The following is a 16,882-nucleotide window of genomic DNA, read 5'->3' as shown; positions in this document are numbered from 1 at the left end:
CTCCCGTGATCGTCTCGGAATCCGTCACCGTCGACGCCCCGGTCCAGGCCGTGTACCAGGCGTTCGCCGATCTGGACCGCTGGCCGCAGATCCTTCCCGACGTCGTCGCGGTCAACGTCATCTACTTCGACGGCTACCACCAGGAGTTCACCATGACGGTGGACCGCCCGGCCGGACCGGAGACCGTCAAGGGCGTGCGCTACTGCCGTCCTCCGGCGGAGCTGGAGCTTTTCCAGAGCACCACTCCGCCGGGACTGGCCCGGATGAACGGCCGCTGGGCCTTCGAGGAGACAGGCGGACGCACCACCGTCGTCGCCAGCCGCGATTTCGCGCTCGCCGACGGAAACCCGCTCGGGGTCACCGAGGCGGAGTTCGGCAACCGACTGCGCGGGTTCCTTTCAACCAACCTGGAGTTGTTCCGCAAGGCAGTCGAGGCCGATGGACCGCGTTGACGTCAGCCGCCCCATGGCGGCCCCGGCGTCCCGCGTGGGCCCCCTGTTCTGGGACATCACCGCCTGGCACCGGGTGTGGGAGCCGATCTCCGAGGTCGCCGTCCTCTACGAGGATCCCGTGCATCAGGAGTTCACCATGGCGGTGGAACGCAACGGCCGGATCGAGCGCATCCGTACCGTCCGGTTCCGCACCACCGGGCACGACATGGAGTTCTTCACCCCGCAACCGCCGCCGATGATGTCGTGGCACCGGGGAGCCTGGCTGATCCAGGACGCGCCCGGCGGAGGGTGCACGGTGCGGGCAACGCGCGACTACCGCCTGCGCGACGAGCCGGGAGAGTCCGCCGCGGCGTTCGGCGCCCGGCGGGCGCGGTTTGGGCAGTCCTTCGAGATCCGCGTCGGCGCGATCCTCGATCGTTTCGCCGATCACTTCAGCAGGAAGGAGCAGGCCCATGCCGGACAGTGACGTCATCGTCTTCGGGGCCGGTCCCGCCGCGAGCGCCGCGGCGCTGCAGGCCGCCCGGAGCGGACTGAGCGTGATCATGCTGGACCAGAGCGGGTTCCCGGGCACCCATCTTCCGGAGTCCTGGAGCGGCCGCTCAGCCGCCCTCCTGACGTGGCTCGGGGTAACCGGTCTCGGTTCCGCGCTGCACGGCAGCACGCGCGTCGAGCTGGTCGACAGCTGTTCTGGCTTCGGCCTTCGGCTGACGCTGTACTCCCTCAAGGGCCCGACCGCGCCCGCCTCGGTGCGGCTGGACCGCAACGCCTTCGACCAGCTGATGCTGGACGCCGCGGTCACCGCCGGGGCGGAGTACCGGCCCGGGGTCAGCGTGGAGAGCGTGACGGGTGTCGCCGGTGAAACGACCGTCACCTGCACGTCGGCCTCGGGCGTCAGCACACTCACGGGGCGATTTGCCATAGATGGTTCCGGTAAGAGCGCTGTCATCGCCCACACGCAGGGAACCTGGGAGGGCGGGCAGTCGCTGGATCCCCGGCAGGCGGTCTTCTCCCACTTTGTCCTCGACGGGCCGCACCGTCTGGTGGATCCGAAAGGCATGACGCTGATCGCTCTGGACGGCGGCTACGCGTTCGTCATCCCGGTCGGGGAGCAACGGGTCAGTGTCGGGGTGGTGGCCGGCGCCGAGCGCTCCGCTCCGTACGGCAGGGAGCTGGAGAGGCTGTTCCACGAGAGCGTCGCGCAGGATCCGGCGCTTGCCCAGATGCTGGCCGGGGCACGCCAGGTGCTGCCGTTCATTCCCGCGCTGAACCAGGAGTTCCTCTGCTCCCGTACGGCCGGCGACTGGTTCGCCGTGGCCGGTGACGCGGCCGGATTCCTCGACCCGTTCTTCTCCACCGGCGTCGATCTGGCGCTCGCCACCGGCGTGCACGCCGCCGAAACCGCCCACCGTGTCCTGAGCGCCACCTCGGCCGGAGCGCGGGAGGAAGCGGCGGGTGCCCATCGCCGGTTCGTGGAGTCCCAGCAGGAGACCGCGCGCTCCGGGTCGTACGACGGCCACTGGAATGTGCTGGCCCCGCTGCGTCCGGTGCTGGCCGACCCCCACCTCCCCGCCCTGGTCCCGCTGCTGTCCCTGCTGTCCCGGCCACAGGAGTGCGGCCGCCCCCAGGATGCGGTCAGGTCCCTTCGTAACTCCTTCCAGCACCTATAGAAGAGGTCTGCTGTCATGCGATTCGTCGATCTGAGCGTCATGGTCGAGCCGACCGCGAGCGAACCCGTTCCGGTGGAGATCGAGTTCGTCTCCCACGCCGAAGGCGCGGACATCCTCGGCAGGGCCGGCGGCATCGGCCGGGAGGAGTTCCCCGACAGGCTCGGCATCTCCCTGGAGCACGTGAAGCTCACCAGCCACTCCGGCACCCACGTGGACGCGCCCGCGCACTACGGCCCGTTCTCCGAGGGCAAGCGGGCCAGGACGATCGACGAGCTGCCCCTGGAGTGGTTCTACGGCCCCGGCGTCCTGCTCCACTGCGACACCGGGGCAAAAGAGCCGGTCTCCGCCCAGGAGGTGGAGACCGAGCTCAAGCGCATCGGGCACACCCTCGCCCCCGGCGACATCGTGCTGATCAACACCGGTGCTGACCGGCTGTGGGGCTCAGCGGAGTACTTCACCGACTTCCGCGGCGTGACCCGGGAGGCCACCGCCTACCTCGTCGAGCACGGCGTGAAGGTCATGGGCGTCGACAGCTTCGGATTCGACGCGCCCTTCAGCCGGATGCTCGCCGCCTACCAGGCCAGCGGCGATCAGGCCGAGCTGTGGCCCGCCCACGTCTACGGCCGCGAGCGCGAGTACTGCCACATCGAACGGCTCTCCAACCTGACGGCCATCAGCCGTCCCACCGGATTCACGGTGGCCTGCTTCCCCATCAAGCTCAAGGACGCCGGCGCCGGCTGGAGCCGCGTCGTCGCCATGGTCGAGGAGTGACCACCATGCCCGTCTGCACCGCCAGCGTCATCGTCCCGGCCGGCATCGACCGCACCGGGGACTACCTCGCCCATGTCCCCCACCTCCCGGAGTGGACCGGCTTCTTCCGATCTGTGGGCGAGCCCGAGGACGAGCGCTACCCCGCCGAGTCCGCGATGGGTCCGATCCAGACCTGGGCCGAACACAACCAACTGCCGGACTGCGCCCAGGAGATAGCGATCTGCTCGCTCATCCACGGGCGCGAAGAACAGGCATCCCTGCTGCTGCACCCAGCCGGCACAGGCACCGAGGTGGAGTTCACCGTCTCGCTCCCCGACCACGCGGACGACACGGCGGCCCGCCAGCAGACCGCACGGATGCACAGCGAGCTGGGCACCCTGCGCCAGCTCCTCGAGCCCCAGCCCGCCCGGCGCTGAATCAGATTCCGAAAGACAGGTACGCGACATGGACAAGCGGCGTGTGGTCGTGACAGGCCTGGGAACGGTCAACTCCCTCGGCGCCTGTGTGAACGACTTCTGGAAGCGCAGCCTGGACGGCACCTCCGGGGTCCGGCGGATCGACGAGTTCGCCATCCCCGCCCACATGAGCCAGATCGCTGGCGTCGCCGACCACTGGGACGACGGGCCCACCCTGGCCCAGTCTCTGGCCGACGCGGACGGCGATGACCGGAGCCTGCGCTTCGCGATGCAGGCCACCGCCGAGGCACTGGCGGACGCCGGCCTGGGACCCGAGGAACTGGCTCGGTACGACGGGCGACGCACCGGCGTGCACATCGCCAGCGCGATCTCCCACATCAACCGGATGGAAGCCCTCTACGCCCGCCAGTCCCGCTCTGGCGCTGAGCCCGTGCCGCCCGGCGAGAACACCACCGGCCTGACCAACCCCTTCCTCTTCAACGCGACCAGCGCCGAGGTAGCCAAGCGTTTCGGTCTGCGCGGGCGTCACGGGATCATGGCGACCGGCTGTACCGGCGGTGTGGACGCCATGGGCTGGGCACTCAGTGCGATCCGGCACGACGGCCTCGACCTGGTGATCGCCGGTGCCACCGACGCTCCGATCACTCCGCTGGTGGTGTCCGCGTTCGCGCAGATCAACGCGACGTCCACGCGTAACGACGCGCCGCAGCAGGCCAGCCGCCCCTTCAACCGGGACCGTGACGGCTTCGTCCTCGCCGAGGGCTGCGGCATCGTCGTCCTGGAGTCCCTGGAATCCGCCCTGGCCCGTGGCGCCCGGATCTACGCGGAGATAGCAGGCTTCGACAGCGTGAACAGCCGCTACCACATGACGAGCATGCCGCAGGACGGCGCCCCGATCGTCCGTGCCTCGGCCGGAGCACTCGCCGATGCCGGTCTCACTCCCGACCAGGTCGACTTCATCAACACGCACGGTTCGTCCACCCCGTTGAACGACGTCGCCGAGAACAACGCCTTCCACCAGTTGTTCGGCCCGCGTGCCTCGCACATCCCGGTCACCTCCATCAAGTCTCAAACCGGGCACAGCCTGTCGGCCGCCAACGCCATCGAGATCGTCTCCTCGGTGATGTCGATCCGCGAGGGCGTCATCCCGCCGACCATCAACCTCACCGAGAAGGACCCCGCCTGTGCTCTGGACGTGGTCGCGAACACTGCCCGCCAGAGCCCGGTGACATCCGTGCTGAAGTCCAGCAGCGGCTTCTCCGGAATCCACTCCAGCCTGATCATCCGCGCCTGCGAGGAGAGCGCCGCGTGAACACCACCGAACAGCACCCGGCCCCCGTCGTCACCGGCCTCGGCGTCGCCACCCCGGCCGGCTGCGACCTCGACACCTACTGGGCCACCCTGCTCACCGGCCGCCCGGTCACCGAGCAGACCCCGCTGTACGGCGAGGACCACCCGGCCGTCACTGTGGGCCGCGTCGACGACACCCGGCTGCCGCACGGCTTCACCAAGCGCCACCTCAAGCGCGTGGACCGCTTCGTCCTGATGGCCGACGCAGCCGCCCGCCAGGCCCTGACCGACGCCGGCATCGAGGTCGACGACACCAACCGGGACCGGATCGGCATCCTGGTCGGCAACTGCACCGGCGGCTGGGGATATGTCGAACCGCAGATGTCCCCGCTGTACCAGGGACCTGACCTCGACGCGATCAACCCGTACGTGGCCACCGCCTGGTTCCCCACCGCACCGCAGGGCGAGATCTCCATCGCCCTGGGCATCGAGGGCCTGTCCAAGACACTGTCGGCCGAACGGATCAGCGCCGGGCACGCCCTGCAGATGGCCCGCCACACTCTCCTGGACGGACGTCTGGACGCGGTGGTCGTCATCGGCGTGGAAGCCCCGCTCACCCCGCTGGTGCACCGCGCCCGCAGCGACGAGGGCGAGCTGTCGCCGTCGGGACGCTACGCGCCGTTCACACAGAGCGCTGATGGCGCGGTACTCGGGGAGGGTGCCTCGGCCCTGGTCCTGGAGAGCTCGGTCACGGCCCGTGGCCGCGGTGCCGTCCCGTACGCCGAGCTGCAGTACTGCGGCATCGCGGACTCCCTCACCCAGGCGATGTGCGACGCCCTTGACGCCGCGCCCGGCCCCGTGGACGGTGTCGTCCTTGATGCCCGTGGCACCCGTGCGGCCGATGCGGCCGAGTACGAGGCGCTGGCCTGCGTGCTGTCCGACAGCCCCGAGGCCGTGCTCGCCGCCCCGGCCGCCGTCTACGGCGACCTGCTCGGTGCTGCCCTGGCCACCAGCCTGGTGACCGCCTGCCTGGCCCTGAGACGCGCAGAGATCCCGCCGAGCGCGCTGGAAGACGTGCTGGCTCCGCCGGCCGGACGCTTTCCCACCGCCGTCGAGCGGCTGCCGGATGCCGCGCGCCTCATGGTCAATGGCACCGACAACCACGGCCAGGCGATGAGCCTGCTGCTGGCCGCGACCGGAGGTCCGGCGTGAGCACCCAGGAGATCCGGCTGGACGCCGCACCGCCCTACCGGTTCGCAGCCTCCCTTGACTTCGTCTGCTCCTTCCCCGCAACCGGCGGCGAGCAGATCACCACCGGCACCTCCCTCACCAAGGCGTTCCGCGCCGAGGGCGTCACCGTCGCCGCCATGCTCAGCGACGGCGGCAGCAAGGACGAGCCCGCCGTCGCCTGCCGCCTCACCGCGGCCGAACCCCTTACCGAGCCTGTGGTCGCGGCGACGCGTGATCGGCTGTCGTTCTTCCTGAGCCTGGACGACGACCTGACCAGCTTCTACCGCGCCGCACGCGCCGACCCGCCGTTCGCCGCCGTCGCCCGCCGCATGCACGGCTACCACCAGGTCAAGTTCCCCACCCCGCTGGAGCACCTGTGCTGGGCAATCCTGGCCCAGCGCACCCCGATGCCCGCCGCCCGCAAGGCCAAACAGGCCCTGGTCGACCACTTCGGCAACCGCGTCGAGACCGACGCCGGCCCTCTGTGGGCCTTCCCCGACCTCGGCCAGTTCCTCACCCTGAGCGAGAGCGCCCTCGCCACGCTCGTCGGCAACGAGCGCAAGGCCCGCTACCTGCACGGCACTATCCACACTTACGCACGTACGGACGAGGCGTTCCTGCGTTGCGGCCCGTACGACGAGGTCAAGGACTTTCTGCTCTCATTGCCGGGTATCGGCCCCTGGTCGGCTTCCTTCGTCCTCATCCGCGGCCTGGGGCGGATGGAGAAGATGCCCGCCGACCCGGCCGGGCTCAAGGCCGCCGCTAAGGTCTACGGCAGATCGTTGTCCGAGGCCGAGTTCACCGAACTCGCCGCGCACTACGGGGACCAGCAGGGCTACTGGGGTCACTACCTGCGAGCCGGGTCGTGATCACTCGTGCAGCACGTGCCTGGACAGCCGCGATAGCTCCTGGCGTGGAGCTGTGGTGCGCCGATCTGAGCGGTCCGCTGTCCTCCAGCGCGGCGGCCGTACTCACCCCGGACGAGCGGAATCGCGCTGTGCGCATGGCCGCCCGTCCAGGACAGCGGTTCGTCGCCAGCCGCATCTTCCTGCGGTGCCTGCTCTCCCACAGGCTCGGTCTTCCCCCTGCCAGGGTTCCGCTCCGGCTCTCACCGCACGGAAAGCCCTACCTCGCGGCCGTCGCCGGGGAGACGTGGGACGTCAGTCTCTCCCACGCCGGTGACACCCTCGCCGTCGCGATAGCCCGGGACCGTGCCGTCGGCGTCGACATCGAGCCGAATCGCCCGCAGCCCGCCATGAACGACATCGCAGACGGCTTCTTCACCCCCGTCGAGCGACGCTACCTGCGCAGTCAGCCGACCGACCGGCAGCCCACCTGCTTCCAGCTGATCTGGACAGCCAAGGAGGCATACGCCAAAGCCCTCGGCCTCGGCTTCGCCCTCCCCTTCCCCTCCTTCTCCCTGACGCCCGGCCCGGGGCCCGCCACCAACCGCTACAGCTCCTGGGAACTCCACCACCCTGGACACCCCACCGCCCCCTGGTCGGTCGTCACCGCGCACCGCGACCAGCACTCCGTCATCACAGTTGCCTCAGCCCCGCAAGGAAGCACCTCATGAGCGACACGCACTCCCCGGACGGCACAACCCGGATCCAGGCCCCGCTCGGCCCCGACGGCGCCCGCCTGGTGCTGTTCACAGCACCAGACACCAACACCCTGCGACAGCATCTCGTCGAGACCTGGGCGCACACGACGCTGCTCCCCGGCCCCCGGCACCACAGCATTGATACCGCGGCTCCGGACAGGGTCCGTGCGGCCTGTGTCGTCCAAGACCACAGCCAGCTGGTCCGGGCAGCCCAGAAGATCAGCAGGTGGCTCGACGAAGGCCACGCGGTCCGGTTCGACGTCCGCAGCGGCACCTTCCTCCACACCCACGCAGGCACCGCCCCCCGGATCGGACTGCTCTTCCCCGGCCAGGCCGTCCCGTACGAACCGGACGGCGGCGCCTGGGCCCGGCAGCTTCCCTTCGCCGCCGCCCGCTACCCGGATGCCCCGTCTGCCACAACCGGACCGGGTCGTGACACCAGCGTCGATCAGCCCGCCATCATCACCGCCTCACTCACCGGTCTGAATCTCCTGGAGCAGCTCGGAATCCAAGCCGTGGCCGCAGTGGGACACAGCCTCGGTGAACTGGGTGCCCTGCACTGGGCCGGAGCCATGACCGAGCAGACCCTGCTGCGAACGGCCGCAGTACGCGGACAACGCATGCAGCAACTCGGGGTGCCCGGTGTCATGGCCAATCTCAGTTGTCCGCCGGAAACTGCCCGCGACTTCACCGATGGCCAGCAGGCGTGGGTCGCTTGCGAGAACTCCCCGGACCACACCGTCGTCGCGGGCACCACGACCGGCATGACCGAGATCTGTCACCAGGCGGGAGCCACCGGCATCGAGATGACGCCCCTCCCGGTGTCGCGTGCCTTTCACACCCCGCTGGTCGCCGAAGCCGCCGAAGCCTTCGCCCACGACCTGGCCGCGTTGCACCTCAGCGAGTCGACCCAGCCGGTGTACTCCACCGTCACCGGCGACCGGCTCGGCTCGGGCACCGACTTGAAACGGCTCCTGAGCGAGCAGATCACCGCCCCGGTGCGCTTCACCTCCGCGGTCCGCGCCGCTGACAACTCCGTCGATCTGTGGATCGAGGTCGGCCCCGGCCGCGCCCTGTCCAAACTCCTCGGCCGGTTCACTACCACCCCGGTGGTGAGCACCGACAGCACCGGCGCCGACCTCGACGGACTGTTCCACACCCTCGCCGCACTGCACTGCTCCGGATTCCAGCCCCACCCGGCCGCCCTGGACCTGGAGCCCGTATGACCACCTCCTCCTGCTCCGACCGTGCCCCGCCACACCGCGGACACCATTCCCAACCGGCCCCTACCACCTCAGCAAAGGACGACAGCACCATGTGGGACTACGAATACAGCCTGGAGACCACCGCCTCCCCCGAGGCCGTCTGGGCCCTCTATGCCGACACCACCAGCTGGCCCAAGTGGGACAGCGGCCTGGAATCCATGCAGCTCGACGGCCCTCTCGCCGCCGGCACCACCGGCACCCTCGTCCCCAAGGGCCAGGGCACGCTGCCCTTCACCGTCTCCGAGGCCACGCCACACCGCTCCTTCACCGACGAGACCCAGCTCGGCGAGCTCACCCTCCGGTTCATCCACACCTTGGAACCAAGCGGCAACATCACCAAGGTCACCCACCGCGTCGAGATCGACGGCCCCGCCGCTGACCACGTCGGCCCCGAGATGGGACCCAAGGTCACCGCCGACATCCCCGACTCCGTCGCCAAACTCGTCACCCTCGCTGCCGCCTGAGCACCGAACCACACGGGCGGGCGCGATCCACCGGACCGCGCCCGCCCACCGCGCCCCTCCGCCCGCCGGAGGCCCACCGCACCGGGAGACCACCACTCCATGGCCACCAGCTCCGCACCTGCGTCAGCCGTCCCCGCGTCGCCGTACCCACGCCGCTGGGCCGTGCTCGCTGTGGTCCTGATTGCCACGTTCATGGACCTCCTGGACGCGACCATCGTCAACGTCGCCCTCCCCGGCATCCAGGCCACCACCGGTGCCACCAACGCCCAGCTCCAGTGGACCGCCGCCGGCTACGCCCTGGCCTTCGGCCTGCTCCTTATCACCGGCGGCCGCCTCGGCGACATCGCCGGCCGCAAATGCCTCTTCCTCATCGGCATGGGCGCCTTCATCCTCACCTCGCTGGCCTGCGGACTCGCCCCCACCCCCGAGTTCCTGGTCACCGCCCGCCTCGCCCAGGGCGCAGCCGCCGCCGTGATGGTCCCCCAGGTCCTCGCCACCCTCCACGCCGTCTTCCCCGCCGCCGAACGCCCCAAGGCATTCGGCCTGTACGGTGCGGTCTTCGGCCTCGCCGCCGTCTCCGGCCCTCTCCTCGGCGCCCTCATCGTCAACGCCGACATCTTCGGCCTCTCCTGGCGACCGATCTTCCTCCTCAACATCCCCATCGGAATCGTCGGCATGATCGCCGCCGCCAGGATGATCCCCGAGACCCGGGCTCCCGGCCGCCCCACCCTCGACCTGCCCGGAGTCGCCCTGGCCACCCTCGGCCTGCTCCTGCTTACGCTTCCGCTGATCCAAGGCCCCGAACTCGGCTGGCCCGCCTGGACCTTCGTCTCCCTCCTCGCCAGCCCGGTCGTCCTGGCCAGCTTCGTCTGGCACGAGCACCGAGTCGCAGACCGCGCGGGCACACCACTGGTCCCGCTCGCGCTCTTCCGTGCGGGCCCCTTCAGTTGTGGCCTGCTCATCCAGGCCGTCTTCCAGTGCGCGATCGGCCTGTTCTTCCTCACCTGGATGCTCTACCTCCAGTACGGGCTCGGCTTCTCCCCGCTCCGTGCTGGCCTCACCGCACTACCGCTGTCCCTGGGCGTCGCCCTCGCCGCGGGCGGCCTCGTCCCCAGGCTCCTGCCCCGCCTCGACCGCCACGTCATCACCCTCGGCGCCCTCGTCATGGCCAGCGGCATGCTCCTCTACCTCCTGGCTGCCACCCGCCACGGCATCGACCTCACCACCGCCCGCATGATCCCGACTCTTCTCCTCACCGGCATCGGCATGGGCCTGACCATCACGCCCATCCCCGAGGTCACCCTCCGCCCCACCCCCGCAGAAGACTCCGGCTCAGCCTCCGGCGTCCTCAACACCACAGCCCAGCTCAGCAACGCGCTCGGCGCGGCCCTGCTCACCGTCGTCGCGCTCGCCCCTTCTTCCCAGCCTCACAACCCCGAAGCCTTCATCACCGCCTTCCGCCACACCCTGATCTTCACCACAGCCCTGCTGGCAGTCATCGCCCTGCTCGCCCTCGCCCTTCCCCCACACCCCGCCCCCCAGGACAGGTCGGGGCTGTCGATCTAACGACCTTCACCAGACACTGGAACTCTCGTCGCCGGTCGTAGAGGAGCCAGAAGACGTGCTCGTACGGGACATCGAGCATGGAAGGATCGGAACCACAGAGCCCCTTGGCGCCGGTTCGAGTGAGGCCAAAACCCCAACGACAAGGGGCTCTGCCACATCATGCACACCCGCACTGAACAGGCACTTTCAGCCCTGCAGGACAGGATGAAAGAGGCTCAATGAGTCTGCGCTCTCCGTGCGTCGTTGCGGCAGGGGTGTGTGCTTGTTCGTATCACCCGGGTAGTCCGCAGCGCATCGCCAGGGCTTGCAAGCGTCTGTCAGCGGATCCCGTGCCGAGGAGTCGTAGTTTCTCCACGAGTTGACGGGTGCGTGGTCGGCGTCGTACCTCTTCTTTGGCTTGGTTCTCGGCATCGAGGAGGGCGTTGACGGCCATGGTGTGGTTGCCGACTTGGGTGAATCCGTGGGCGAGGTCGGCCAGGAAGTGCGCGCGACGTTCCTTGGGCAGGGCCTTGAGGGCAGTGTCGGGGATGGCGTTGGCGACGGCGATGGCCTCTGCTGCCTGGGAGAGATGGACATGTGCGGCCACCTGGTGGAGGCGGACATTCGTGGTGCCGAACGCGGTCCACATCGCGTTCAGGCCGTCGGTGCCGAGTTCCTTGGCGTGCTTGTCGGCTTGTTTGAGCAAGCAGGCGACGGTGCGGGCTGCTGCGGCGGCGGCCCGGTCGTCCGAGGCGCCGATTGCGGCCTGAGCCATGGCGGCTTTGAGGTAGAGCATTCCGAGCACACTTACACCGTCGGCACGACGGGTGCGAAGCGCCGATTCGAGGCGTTGGGCGGCGGTGAGGGCAAACGATACAGCGGCGTGAGCCTGCCCGTGCATGATCATGGCGTCGGCAAGGTGCCGTGCGGCTGAGGCGATGACGACCGGATCTTGTGAACGCTCGGCGGCGACTACAGCGCGGTGGCTGCCGGTCAGGGCGAGATTGCTGTCGCCGTACTTGATCGCGACTGCTTGTGCGAGTTCCAGGACCAGTGACAGAAGGCGAAAACCGCTGGGGCACCCGGCGTTGCGGCGGTGGGCGACAGCATGGTTGGTGTCGATCAGGAGCTTGGGGATCAAGCGGCCGAGGCTGGCGAAGTGGCCGGACTGGAAGGCCGATCTTGCGTGGGCCAGACGGCGCTCAAGGACGTCTGCCGGCAGAAGGACGGTTTCATCGGCGGTCGTACCGGTGAGTACATCGTGTCTTTGCAGGGCAGCGCGGACAGCGTTGAGCTCAACGCGGTCTCTGCACTGGGCGCGTGGGACATCGCGGAGGAGTGTCTCCAACGGGACCTGAAGGACGGCCGCAGCCTGTTCGAGCACGGAGAGACGGGGATCACTCTGGCGTAGTCCGCCCTCAAGGTCTTGAACCCACCGACGGGACTTCCTCATGAGAGCGCCGAAATCGGACTGCGTGATGTGTCGCTGCTCGCGCCAGTACGCTACGCGGCGGCCGACGCTCTGATTCCGCACCGCCCAGCTCCGATCCGGATAACGAAGCACGCACCGTGCGTGCCCACTTCCAGTTGTACGCCCGCTAACGTCCCGATGTGGCCAAGTCCAAGCACACTGCCCCTGGGTGGGCGTCATTCGTCAATCCGAGTGAAGAGACGTTTCGACTACTTCGGTATGGAGGTGGCGGCGCTACACAGCTCATTGAAGTAGGTACGGCGTGGGACAGAGTCGACGCCGGATGGGAAGCCGTCATCATTGCACCGCTGGAGCGTGGCCTTCACACACTCGACGCTCTTGCGCTTCCCCTCGACGGCGGCCATCCCGTGATCGCCGACCACCTGCGCAGCGAGCTCATCCTTCTCGTGGATACGGGCACTGTCTCCAGCGTTCTCGACTACAGCGTCCCGGGTGTCCGCGGTCTCACTGCCGGATCGTTCCTCTTGGTCCCGCGCGGAGCGTGCGGGGCCTACCCTGCCGCGTGGTTGAGCCGTCCCACGCACCGGACTGCGCGCTACGCCGAACCTCTCCAGTTGTGCGAAGCAGTACTTTCCGCAGACCAGCGACGCACAGAGCACGGACTCGCCGATCGGGGTACTGAGGTTTTCGCAACGTTCAAGGTCGCCAGGCGTTGTTGAGGGCAAGGGCGGCCTGGGCGATGGCGCCGATCCGGTTCGGGCTGAGGGTGACGTGCTGGAGGGTGCGCCAGCGTTGCTTGAGCTCGGCCATGGCTCGCTCGGCGGGGAGGCGGAGCCCGCGGTGGAGCTTGTTGTAGGTCTCGTTGTCCAGGCCGAGGTCGCCGGGCAGGTCGGGGTGTTTCCGGAAGGGAACCTGCAGTCCGCCGCCGGCGCCGAGGTAGCCAATGTCCGCCAGGGCGGGCAGGCCGTCCCGGATGGCCGGATAGAGGTCCGGCAGAGCATGGACGCGGGCGGCGGCCAGGTCGTGCACGCTGCCCGGCTCGACGCCGGACACCCACAACGGGATGCCGTCGGGGGTGGCGAGGAACTGCACGTTGCCGGCGCAGTGCTTGATCCGGATCGCGTACCACAAGGTCGGTGCCGCGCTCGGTCTCGCCGGCTACACGGTCACAGCGGACGAGGGTGCCGTCCAGGACGACGAACGGCAGCCCTTCGTCCCGGCATCGCTCAAGGACGTCGGCAAGTTCGGGCGCCTCGGCGGCCAGAACACCGATGGCTTCGCCAAGGTAACGGCAGGCGGTGGCCCGGGAGATGCCCGTATCGCGAGCCAGGCAGTGCACACAGGCGTGATCGCGGAACCAGCGCGGCACGAGGACCGCCTGGCGGAAGGGGCTCAGGGCTCGCGAGCCCCTCGGCGTGCCGATCTCTCGTCGACGGGCGCACAGAAGCCGGGCCAGATACTGGACGACGGGACGCGGAACATCGAGCATGGCGGAGTAGTGCACCATGTGAAGCCCCTTACAACAGGCACGAGTTGCGGACACAACACGTCCTATCAGGGGTTCACATGCTGTTCAGGCCCCGCACCGGACCGCCCCCCCACTGCGAACACCACCTCGATCGACATCATTGAGAAAACCTCACTGAGCGTTTTCCAACCTCAGCTTGAGGCGTGGTGAAGGACGAGGACAGCCTTCACGATGTCGGTGATCCGGTTGGTGAGCTGTACCGAGATTTGTGGAGTCCCTGATGCCAGGGTTACCGTCCTGGCGAAAGAGAACCACCACCATGGCAGCACCCCGTAATTACCCCGACGAGCTCCGCGAGCGCGCGATCCGTGAGGTCCACGCCACAGGCCGCCCCATCGCCCACGTCGCGAAGGACCTGGGCATCCACAAGGAGGCCCTGCGCGGCGGGGTCCGCCAGGCCGAGGCCGACCGCGACGACCGGCTGGCCACCGCCGAGCAGGACGAGTTGAGGCGGGCGAACGAGATCCTCAAAGCCGCGTCGGTGTTCTTTGCCCAGGAGATCGACCGTCCCCGGACGAGGCCGAGCAGGTGATAGACCACCTGCGTGACAGAGGTCTCGGGGTCGATGCCGTCTGTCGGGCGCTGGACCTGTCGCCGTCGACGTACTTCGCCCGCAAGAAGCGGCCGAAGTCGGCCCGCCGCCTCCGCGACGGGACGCTGATGCCGCTGGTCGAGGAGATCCACGCGGAGTCGGGCGGCGCCTGCGGCACCCGCCGGATCACCCGCGCGCTTCGGCCCAAGGACGTGGACGTGGCCCGCTGCACCGTCGAGCGCCTGATGGTCGAGCTTGGCTTGGAGGACGTCATCCGCGGCTGGCGGCGCCGCACCACGGTCCCGGAGCCGTCGGCGCCCCGCCCGCCGGACCTGGTCGACCGCGACTTCACCGCGAACCGCCCCGATCGGCTGTGGGTGGCGGACATGACGTATGTCCGCACCTGGCCCGGCTGGGCATACGTGGCGTTCGTCCTGGACGTGCATTCCCGGATGAACGCCGACTGGCAGGTCGCGAACCCCATGCGGACCGAACTCCCGCTGGACGCCCTGGAGATGGCGCTGTGGCAACGGAGGTTCAAGAAGGATCCCGGCCTCATTCACCACAGCGACCGCGGGTCGCAATACGTGTCAATTCGGTACACCGACCGGCTCGCCGACATCGGCGCCTGCGCCTCGGTCGGCTCGGTCGCGGACTCGCATGACAACGCGATGGCCGAGGCGCTGAACGGCACCTTCAAGGCCGAGCTGACCGAGATGCAGGGCCCCTGGAAGGACGGCGACCAGGCCGAGCGGGCGATCTTCCATTGGATCACCTGGCACAGCGAAGAACCCCTCCACCCCGCACTCGACTACGTACCGCTACGTACCGCCCGCCGAGTACGAGCAAGCCTTCTGGCGGAGCCAGGAGCAAGTCCCGCAGTCCGCCTGAACCACCAAGATCGGACTCTCCGAAACTCGGGTCAGCTCAAAAGCCCCGGAAACTGCCGTTCAGCCCCGGCCGGACCTCAAAACACCCCCGGAAACTGCAAGATCCCGCCTGATCGCGCTAGATCGGACGGGGTCCCGGGAAACGAACCTGCGCGAACTCAAGAACATCCCCGTCCGGGACCGATAGAGGATCGAGTTCACGATCTCCCGCACCGGATAGCGGCCCTGGAGCCCGCTGACGGAACGGTGCCGGTTCTTCCAGGCCGTGAGCACCGGCTCGATCAACGCCCGCCGCCCGTCCGTCACGTCGCTCTGGTACGGCTCGCGTTCACTCATCCCACCGATCCCAGCAGGCCACCGGCACCGGATCGGCACGTTCCGACTCCACCCACACCATCAGGCGACACCAGAACCACTCATAGAGCTCTTTCAGAGTTGCCGCTCCAGGGTGAGGACGGGCCTTGGCGACTGACGTCATTCGATTCGGGCTGCACCGTGATCTACGGAAGATGCGCCATGACTTGAGCCGGGCCATGCCGCGCTCGACGGGTGCTCGCGCCGCCGAGAGCGCCCGGTTGGCGGTCTGCTGAGTCGGCGTCAGCCCGCGACCGGGCGGGCGCCTGAGTGGTGTCGTCACCCACGGCCCGGTGCCCAGGTAGGCGCGGTCGGCCAGGACCGGGATGCCCTGGCGCTCACAGATCCGGATGATCCGATGGGTGCGGGCCGCGGCCGGGGAGCGCAGGCGAGATCCACAGCGTGCGGCCGGCCGGATCGGTCACTACCTGCACATTCACCCCGTGTCGACGGTGCTTGTGGGAGTAGTCGGCCCGGCCATCGCCGACACGGTCACACTCGGCCAGGGTGCCGTCGAGCAGGACGTGGTCGGGATCGGCTTCGCGCAGCACCCGCAGCAGGCCGGGGGCACGGTCAGCGAGCAGGTCGATCACGGCGGCGGTGTAGGCGTGGGCGGTGCCGACGGCAATGCCGAAGTCGGCAGCGATCTGGGCAAGTGTGTCGTGCCGACGTAGGTACACCAGGCCGACCAGGGCACGTTGGTGCGGCGGGAGCTTGCAGCGACGGCCACCCTCGCGGGCGACGATGAGCATGGTGACCCACTCGACCAGCGCATGAGGCAGGTCGAGTGCGGCAGGACAGCGAACCAACGAGGCTCCTGTGCCGGTGAGTTGAGACTTCGAACACCTCCCTCAACGGCACAGGATCCTCGTCCATTGCGGAGCACAAACCCGTCACTCGATCAGTGGCCACGCTGAAAGAGCTCACAGACTCACGAACCACCCACTCATGAGACCCGCCTGACCCACCGTCAGCTTCCTCCGCACCTCGGGGGAACCTAATACGGCTGCGCTTGGCATCCTGACCTTGGTCCGCTCCCGCCGGGGAGCGCCCAAAACCCCCAAAAGCCCAACAATCGGACATTACAAGAAGCGCAAGGGTGAAAGCGACGCCCGGAGGCACGCACGGAGCACGCTCTCCGACCTTGCCTGACCACACCCCGCGCGGGTTAATGAGTACAGCCAGTAAGAAGTGCGAAAAAGGGACGCTACACCCTATCGGGTCACGCGCATTGCCCTGCCCACTACTTACAGATCTTCAATGGGATGCATTCCTCTGAAATCGCTTCCCTGCTCGCAGATGACGCCTACGTGACTGCCGGAGATCAACTATGGAAATTCCGTATGAAACTCTGCGTCGCCACGCACAGCACAGCAGCGCTTTTCTCACAATGAGCTTCTTCAGCGTTGCCGCTCAAGGGTGAGGATGGCCTTGGCGATTGAC

General features: G+C 68.5%; 17 protein-coding genes and 3 pseudogenes. 16 read left to right on the top strand and 4 right to left on the bottom strand.

The genetic code is table 11. From position 1 onward, the window contains the following. The first annotated feature begins 5 nt into the window (after positions 1-5). The 12 genes from IE274_RS36840 to IE274_RS36785 all read left to right on the top strand — a co-directional run bounded on the left by IE274_RS36840 (position 6) and on the right by IE274_RS36785 (position 10,724). Positions 6-452: an SRPBCC family protein gene (locus IE274_RS36840; RefSeq protein ID WP_190120303.1), complete on the top strand. Its 447-nt coding sequence runs from the start codon at positions 6-8 to the stop codon at positions 450-452. Next, on the top strand, positions 439-918 hold the full coding sequence (locus IE274_RS36835) for an SRPBCC family protein (protein WP_190120302.1): 480 nt from the start codon (positions 439-441) through the stop codon (positions 916-918). Before IE274_RS36840 ends, IE274_RS36835 begins: the two co-directional genes overlap by 14 nt. Continuing rightward, positions 905-2,119, top strand: a complete 1,215-nt coding sequence (locus IE274_RS36830) for an NAD(P)/FAD-dependent oxidoreductase (RefSeq protein WP_190120301.1) — start codon at positions 905-907, stop codon at positions 2,117-2,119. The genes IE274_RS36835 and IE274_RS36830 overlap by 14 nt, the downstream gene beginning before the upstream one ends. Positions 2,120-2,134: 15 nt before the next feature. Beyond that, positions 2,135-2,890, top strand: coding sequence for a cyclase family protein (locus IE274_RS36825; RefSeq protein WP_190120300.1), 756 nt, complete (start codon positions 2,135-2,137; stop codon positions 2,888-2,890). Positions 2,891-2,895: 5 nt separating this feature from the next. Then, complete coding sequence (locus tag IE274_RS36820; protein ID WP_190120299.1) at positions 2,896-3,306, top strand: hypothetical protein; 411 nt, start codon at positions 2,896-2,898, stop codon at positions 3,304-3,306. A 28-nt stretch (positions 3,307-3,334) separates the two neighbouring features. Beyond that, a complete protein-coding gene (locus tag IE274_RS36815) occupies positions 3,335-4,618 on the top strand; it encodes a beta-ketoacyl-[acyl-carrier-protein] synthase family protein (RefSeq protein ID WP_190120298.1) in 1,284 nt (427 codons plus the stop codon). After that, entirely contained in the window at positions 4,615-5,808 is a 1,194-nt protein-coding gene (locus tag IE274_RS36810; RefSeq protein ID WP_190120297.1) for a beta-ketoacyl synthase N-terminal-like domain-containing protein, read from the top strand. Before IE274_RS36815 ends, IE274_RS36810 begins: the two co-directional genes overlap by 4 nt. Further along, on the top strand, positions 5,805-6,695 hold the full coding sequence (locus IE274_RS36805) for a DNA-3-methyladenine glycosylase family protein (protein ID WP_190120296.1): 891 nt from the start codon (positions 5,805-5,807) through the stop codon (positions 6,693-6,695). The genes IE274_RS36810 and IE274_RS36805 overlap by 4 nt, the downstream gene beginning before the upstream one ends. 44 nt (positions 6,696-6,739) lie before the next feature. Next, positions 6,740-7,402: a 4'-phosphopantetheinyl transferase family protein gene (locus IE274_RS36800; RefSeq protein ID WP_190120295.1), complete on the top strand. Its 663-nt coding sequence runs from the start codon at positions 6,740-6,742 to the stop codon at positions 7,400-7,402. Then, complete coding sequence (locus IE274_RS36795) at positions 7,399-8,655, top strand: ACP S-malonyltransferase (RefSeq protein ID WP_190120294.1); 1,257 nt, start codon at positions 7,399-7,401, stop codon at positions 8,653-8,655. The genes IE274_RS36800 and IE274_RS36795 overlap by 4 nt, the downstream gene beginning before the upstream one ends. An 89-nt stretch (positions 8,656-8,744) precedes the next feature. Further along, a complete protein-coding gene (locus IE274_RS36790) occupies positions 8,745-9,158 on the top strand; it encodes an SRPBCC family protein (protein WP_190120293.1) in 414 nt (137 codons plus the stop codon). 99 nt (positions 9,159-9,257) lie between these two features. After that, positions 9,258-10,724 carry an MFS transporter gene (locus IE274_RS36785; protein WP_190120292.1) on the top strand — a complete coding sequence of 489 codons (1,467 nt, stop codon included), beginning with the start codon at positions 9,258-9,260 and terminating at the stop codon, positions 10,722-10,724. 271 nt (positions 10,725-10,995) lie between these two features. On the opposite strand, the gene IE274_RS36780 is transcribed toward IE274_RS36785, so the two are convergent. Further along, positions 10,996-11,844, bottom strand: a complete 849-nt coding sequence (locus IE274_RS36780; protein ID WP_229910054.1) for a hypothetical protein — start codon at positions 11,842-11,844, stop codon at positions 10,996-10,998. 18 nt (positions 11,845-11,862) lie between these two features. Here IE274_RS36780 and IE274_RS39870 point away from each other — a divergent pair, with 18 nt between their 5' ends. Continuing rightward, positions 11,863-12,114, top strand: coding sequence for a hypothetical protein (locus tag IE274_RS39870; protein ID WP_229910053.1), 252 nt, complete (start codon positions 11,863-11,865; stop codon positions 12,112-12,114). Positions 12,115-12,831: 717 nt separating this feature from the next. Here the strand turns inward: IE274_RS39870 and IE274_RS39865 are convergent. Beyond that, positions 12,832-13,266: a transposase family protein gene (locus IE274_RS39865; RefSeq protein WP_229910052.1), complete on the bottom strand. Its 435-nt coding sequence runs from the start codon at positions 13,264-13,266 to the stop codon at positions 12,832-12,834. Between IE274_RS39865 and IE274_RS39860 the strand changes: the two genes are divergently transcribed. From IE274_RS39860 to IE274_RS36765, 3 genes and pseudogenes are all read left to right on the top strand, one after another. Continuing rightward, on the top strand, positions 13,244-13,813 hold the full coding sequence (locus tag IE274_RS39860) for a hypothetical protein (RefSeq protein WP_229910051.1): 570 nt from the start codon (positions 13,244-13,246) through the stop codon (positions 13,811-13,813). The genes IE274_RS39865 and IE274_RS39860 overlap by 23 nt on opposite strands. 109 nt (positions 13,814-13,922) lie before the next feature. Beyond that, positions 13,923-14,195 carry a transposase gene (locus IE274_RS36770; RefSeq protein WP_190120290.1) on the top strand — a complete coding sequence of 91 codons (273 nt, stop codon included), beginning with the start codon at positions 13,923-13,925 and terminating at the stop codon, positions 14,193-14,195. Then, positions 14,192-15,004 (top strand): annotated as a pseudogene (locus IE274_RS36765) (IS3 family transposase); the annotation flags it as partial. The gene IE274_RS36770 and the pseudogene IE274_RS36765, both read left to right, overlap by 4 nt. A gap of 249 nt (positions 15,005-15,253) precedes the next feature. On the opposite strand, the pseudogene IE274_RS40265 reads toward IE274_RS36765, so the two are convergent. Both IE274_RS40265 and IE274_RS36760 read right to left on the bottom strand, forming a co-directional pair. Then, positions 15,254-15,421, bottom strand: a pseudogene (locus IE274_RS40265) (IS5/IS1182 family transposase); the annotation flags it as partial. A 93-nt stretch (positions 15,422-15,514) separates the two neighbouring features. Beyond that, a pseudogene (locus tag IE274_RS36760) lies at positions 15,515-16,248 on the bottom strand (transposase). Positions 16,249-16,882 lie beyond the last annotated feature (634 nt).

This window comes from Streptomyces flavofungini (assembly GCF_014650815.1).
Classification (GTDB): Bacteria; Actinomycetota; Actinomycetes; order Streptomycetales; family Streptomycetaceae; genus Streptomyces; species Streptomyces flavofungini.
The sequence above is the reverse complement of the archived record's forward strand: the minus strand, read 5'-3'. Positions and strand labels throughout refer to the sequence as shown.

What these genes read in the sequence shown, in the direction of transcription:
- IE274_RS36835 (WP_190120302.1), top strand. Translation starts at nt 439, where the DNA reads ATGGACCGCGTTGACGTCAGCCGCCCCATGGCGGCCCCGGCGTCCCGC.
- IE274_RS36830 (WP_190120301.1), top strand. Translation starts at nt 905, where the DNA reads ATGCCGGACAGTGACGTCATCGTCTTCGGGGCCGGTCCCGCCGCGAGC.
- IE274_RS36825 (WP_190120300.1), top strand. Translation starts at nt 2,135, where the DNA reads ATGCGATTCGTCGATCTGAGCGTCATGGTCGAGCCGACCGCGAGCGAA.
- IE274_RS36820 (WP_190120299.1), top strand. Translation starts at nt 2,896, where the DNA reads ATGCCCGTCTGCACCGCCAGCGTCATCGTCCCGGCCGGCATCGACCGC.
- IE274_RS36815 (WP_190120298.1), top strand. Translation starts at nt 3,335, where the DNA reads ATGGACAAGCGGCGTGTGGTCGTGACAGGCCTGGGAACGGTCAACTCC.
- IE274_RS36795 (WP_190120294.1), top strand. Translation starts at nt 7,399, where the DNA reads ATGAGCGACACGCACTCCCCGGACGGCACAACCCGGATCCAGGCCCCG.
- IE274_RS36790 (WP_190120293.1), top strand. Translation starts at nt 8,745, where the DNA reads ATGTGGGACTACGAATACAGCCTGGAGACCACCGCCTCCCCCGAGGCC.
- IE274_RS36785 (WP_190120292.1), top strand. Translation starts at nt 9,258, where the DNA reads ATGGCCACCAGCTCCGCACCTGCGTCAGCCGTCCCCGCGTCGCCGTAC.
- IE274_RS36770 (WP_190120290.1), top strand. Translation starts at nt 13,923, where the DNA reads ATGGCAGCACCCCGTAATTACCCCGACGAGCTCCGCGAGCGCGCGATC.